Below are 3219 nucleotides of genomic sequence, written 5' to 3'. Positions count from 1 at the left end.
CGATGCTCGACCGCGCCGAGCCCCGGTTCCACCTCGCCAACCGGACGGTGCTGGAGACGGACTTCGCCCGGCTCCGGGACTTCACGCTCGACGAGCACCGCGGCGACCCCGTCGTCCCCACGCTCGTGCTGCCGCCGCAGGCGGGCCACAGCTCGACCGTCGTCGACTTCGCGCCGGGACAGAGCCAGCTCACCGCGATCCGGGACACCGGGCTGACCCGGCTGTACGCCCTGGAGTGGCGGCCTGCCACGCCGCGCACCAAGCGCGTCACGATCACCGACTACATCGAGGTGGTCGACCGCTCGATCCGCCGGATGGGCGGGCGGGCGAACCTCGTCGGGGACTGCCAGGGTGGCTGGCTCGCGGCGATCTACGCCACGCTGCACCCCGAGCGTGTCCACACCCTGACCCTCGCGGGCGCCCCGATCGACTTCCACGCGGGCGAGTCCGTGATCGCGGCGTCCACCGCCGCGCTCTCGGGCAGGCTGGGCATGGCCCCCTACCGCGCCCTGGTGGCGGCGAACGGCGGCACCATGTCCGGCGCCGCCGTGCTGGCCAACTTCATCACCATCCAGCCGCAGGCGGAGATCTCCCGCCAGCTCCAGCTGCTCGCGCACGTGGACGACCCGACGCACGTCGAGCGCTACCGCGTGTTCGAGGACTGGTTCAAGCACACGCAGGACGTCCCTGGCGCCTTCTACCTCTGGCTCGTCGACAACCTGTTCCGGCGCAACCTGCTGGTGCGCGGCGAGCTGGAGGTCGCGGGGCGCCCCGCGCGGCTCTCGGCGATCGACTGCCCGGTCTACCTGCTCGCGGGTGCCACGGATCACATCACGCCGCCCGCGCAGCTGTTCGCGATCGCCGACCACGTGTCCACGCCCGCCTCGGAGATCACGAGGCGGACCGCCGCGGGCGGCCATCTCGGCCTGTTCACCGGGCACAAGGCGCTGCACGAGGACTGGCCGGCGCTGATGTCCGAGGTGTACCGCCACTCGACCGCGGGGATCTCCGGAGTGGCCTGACACGCACCGCGTCACCCCGGCCCCGTTCACCCGCACGGCGGATGCGCGGGGCCGGGAACGTTTATCCGGCGCCCTGCGTTCAACCCTGTAGAACCCCGGCGGAACGCGCCACGGTGTACCGCCCGGGTCGCGTTTGGGGAGGAACGTCCATGACACTGGCACCCACGGTGGATCCCGCGACGACCCCTGCCGGTAGCCCGGCACGCGGGGTGGCCGCGCAGGCGGGCGACCGCCGCGGCACGACGACGCGCGTTCCCGGACAGCGTACCGCTTCCGCGCGCAGTGGCGGTGGGGCTCGGTCCGAGGACCTCACCGACGAGTCGATGGAGACCACCGAGCCCAGCGGCCGTCCGGAGCTGACGGCCGAGGACCTCGACGCGCAGAGCCCCGCGGCGGACCTGGTCCGCGTGTACCTGAACGGGATCGGCAAGACCGCGCTGCTCACGGCGGCGCAGGAGGTCGACCTGGCCAAGCGGATCGAGGCCGGCGTGTTCGCCACGCACGTGCTCGACACCGCCGCGGCCGAGGGAACCGAGCTGGCCGAGGACTACGCCCGCGACCTGCGGGCCGTGGTCCGAGACGGCAGGCGGGCGCGCACGCACCTGCTCGAGGCGAACCTGCGGCTCGTCGTGAGCCTGGCGAAGCGCTACACCGGGCGCGGCATGCCGCTGCTCGACCTGATCCAGGAGGGGAACCTGGGCCTGATCCGCGCGGTCGAGAAGTTCGACTACGCGAAGGGCTTCAAGTTCTCCACCTACGCCACCTGGTGGATCCGGCAGGCGATCACCCGCGGGATGGCCGACCAGGCCCGCACAATCCGGCTGCCCGTGCACCTGGTGGAGCAGGTCAACAAGCTGGCCCGGATCAAGCGGGACATGCACCAGCGGCTCGGCCGGGAGGCCACGCACGAGGAGCTCGCCGCCGAGTCGGGCCTGCCCGAGGAGAAGATCTCCGACCTGCTCGACCACGCGCGGGACCCGGTGAGCCTCGACATGCCCGTCGGGAGCGACGAGGAGGCCCCGCTCGGGGACTTCATCGAGGACGACCAGGCGGCGGACGCGGAGAACACCGTGATCTCGCACCTGCTGCACGACGACCTGCGGCGGGTGCTCGGCACCCTCGAGGAGCGCGAGCAGCTCGTCATCCGGATGCGCTACGGCCTCGACGACGGGCAGCCGCGCACGCTGGACCAGATCGGCCGCCGGTTCGGCCTGTCCCGCGAGCGGGTCCGGCAGATCGAGCGCGAGGTCATGGCCAAGCTGCGGGTCGGCGAGCGCGCCGACCGGCTGCGCGCCTACGCCAGCTGACCGGCGGGCGGGACACCGCACGACTCACGAGGCGCGGCCCGGGAACGGGCCGCGCCTCGCGTGCGTCCAGACCGGCCGACGCCGTCCTCCGGGCTCCCCACGAGACGTGGACGACGCCGACCGGAGATCATTGTCGGGCCGCGACCCGCGGCGGCGCAGTCCGACGGGCGGGCTCGATCGGTGGACATCGGGCGGCCCGCGTCACACTCCGTCCGCCCGCTCCGCGGCCGCGAACGATGGTCTCGGCCGGGAAGATTGCCTAGGCTTCCCCCATGACCTCCAGTGCGACGGAGACCCCTCAGCCCGTCACCCCCCAGGCCATGCGCGAGGTGTTGGGGCACTTCGTGTCCGGGGTCGTGGTGATCACCGCGGTCGGCCCGGAGGGCCCCGTCGGCTTCACGTGTCAGTCGTTCGCGTCGCTGTCGCTGGACCCGCCGCTGATCACCTTCTCGCCCGCCCGCACGTCGTCGACGTGGCCGAAGATCCGGGAGATCGGCACCTTCTGCGTGAACGTCCTGGCCTCCGACCACTCCGAGTACAGCAACGGCTTCGCCCGCTCCGGCACGGACAAGTACGCCGGGGTGACCTGGTCCCCCGCCCCCAGCGGCGCGCCGATCCTGGAGGGCGTGAGCGCCTGGATCGACTGCACCCTCTGGAACGAGTACGACGGCGGCGACCACACGATGGTCGTGGGGAAGGTGTCCGACCTCGGTGCGGACGCCCAGCGGCTGCCGCTGCTGTTCTACCGCGGCGGCTACGGGATCACGGCCCCGCTCCCGCCGAGCGGCGCCGAGGAGGAGTCCTGAGCCGGCTGGGGTAGCCCCAGCCGCGCCGGCAGGTCGGCCACCGAGCCCAGCACGTCGTGTGGTCGCCGCCGTCGTACTCGTTCC

The 3219-nt window shown here is 72.7% G+C and carries 3 protein-coding genes; all 3 read left to right on the top strand.

Translation table 11 applies throughout. The features are described 5' to 3' along the window. Nucleotides 1–1022: alpha/beta fold hydrolase (locus H5J29_RS26680; protein ID WP_181783763.1), on the top strand; the 1022-nt coding region annotated here is incomplete at its 5' end. Between the two features lie 323 nt (nucleotides 1023–1345). Then, nucleotides 1346–2329 carry a sigma-70 family RNA polymerase sigma factor gene (locus H5J29_RS26675; RefSeq protein WP_181783762.1) on the top strand — a complete coding sequence of 328 codons (984 nt, stop codon included), beginning with the start codon at nucleotides 1346–1348 and terminating at the stop codon, nucleotides 2327–2329. A 272-nt stretch (nucleotides 2330–2601) separates the two neighbouring features. Then, on the top strand, nucleotides 2602–3135 hold the full coding sequence (locus H5J29_RS26670) for a flavin reductase family protein (protein WP_181783761.1): 534 nt from the start codon (nucleotides 2602–2604) through the stop codon (nucleotides 3133–3135). Nucleotides 3136–3219 lie beyond the last annotated feature (84 nt).

Origin of the sequence: Pseudonocardia pini, assembly GCF_013870575.1 — a bacterium.
GTDB lineage: Bacteria > Actinomycetota > Actinomycetes > Mycobacteriales > Pseudonocardiaceae > Pseudonocardia > Pseudonocardia pini.
Note: the sequence above shows the minus strand (reverse complement) of the source record. Positions and strands in the feature narration are given on the sequence as shown.

What these genes read in the sequence shown, in the direction of transcription:
- H5J29_RS26675 (WP_181783762.1), top strand. Translation starts at nt 1,346, where the DNA reads ATGGAGACCACCGAGCCCAGCGGCCGTCCGGAGCTGACGGCCGAGGAC.
- H5J29_RS26670 (WP_181783761.1), top strand. Translation starts at nt 2,602, where the DNA reads ATGACCTCCAGTGCGACGGAGACCCCTCAGCCCGTCACCCCCCAGGCC.